This is a genomic window from Pseudomonas citrullilanati, assembly GCF_030580855.1.
Taxonomy (GTDB): domain Bacteria; phylum Pseudomonadota; class Gammaproteobacteria; order Pseudomonadales; family Pseudomonadaceae; genus Aquipseudomonas; species Aquipseudomonas citrulli.
In genome coordinates, this window is the sequence record NZ_JAUQOP010000096.1 from 1 (window position 1) to 958 (window position 958).

The window sequence follows — 958 nt, forward strand, 5'->3', positions numbered from 1 at the left end:
TGCTCGCGATGGCGGTGGGTCAGCTTGTATTGATGCTGGATGTGCCAATGCCATCGCGGGCAAGCCTTGCTCCCACATGACTGTTTGGGTGTTCTTAAACCATCGCTCACCACAAATCCTGTGGGAGCTGAGCTTGCTCGCAATGGCGGTGGGTCAGCTTGTATTGATGCTGGATGTGCCAATGCCGTCGCGGGCAAGCCTTGCTCCCACATGACTGTTTGGGTGTTCTTAAACCATCGCTCACCACAAATCCCTGTGGGAGCTGAGCTTGCTCGCGATGGCGGTGGGTCAGCTTGTATTGATGCTGGATGCGCCAATGCCATCGCGGGCAAGCCTTGCTCCCACATGACTGTTTGGGTGTTCTTAAACCATCGCTCCACCACAAAATCCCTGTGGGAGCTGAGCTTGCTCGCGATGGCGGGGGGTCAGCTTGTATTGATGCTGGATGTGCCAATGCCATCGCGGGCAAGCCTTGCTCCCACATGACTGTTCGGGTGTTCTTAAACCATCGCTCACCCCAAATCCCTGTGGGAGCTGAGCTTGCTCGCGATGGCGGTGGGTCAGCTTGTATTGATGCTGGATGTGCCAATGCCATCGCGGGCAAGCCTTGCTCCCACATGACTGTTTGGGTGTTCTTAAACCATCGCTCACCACAAATTCCTGTGGGAGCTGAGCTTGCTCGCGATGGCGGTGGGTCAGCTTGTATTGATGCTGGATATGCCAATGCCATCGCGGGCAAGCCTTGCTCCCACATGACTGTTTGGGTGTTCTTAAACCATCGCTCACCACAAATCCCTGTGGGAGCTGAGCTTGCTCGCGATGGCGGTGGAACAGCTTGTATTGATGCTGGATGTGCCAATGCCATCGCGGGCAAGCCTTGCTCCCACATGACTGTTTGGGTGTTCTTAAACCATCGCTCACCACAAATTCCTGTGGGAGCTGAGCTTGCTCGCGATGG

At 55.6% G+C, this 958-nt stretch carries 2 protein-coding genes; both read left to right on the plus strand.

Going from position 1 to position 958, the window contains the following annotated elements:
- Positions 1-214: hypothetical protein (locus tag Q6A48_RS25905; RefSeq protein WP_304557316.1), on the plus strand; the 214-nt coding region annotated here is incomplete at its 5' end.
- Between the two features lie 403 nt (positions 215-617).
- Positions 618-958 (plus strand): hypothetical protein (locus Q6A48_RS25910; protein WP_369811744.1); only part of this gene is annotated, 341 nt, incomplete at its 3' end.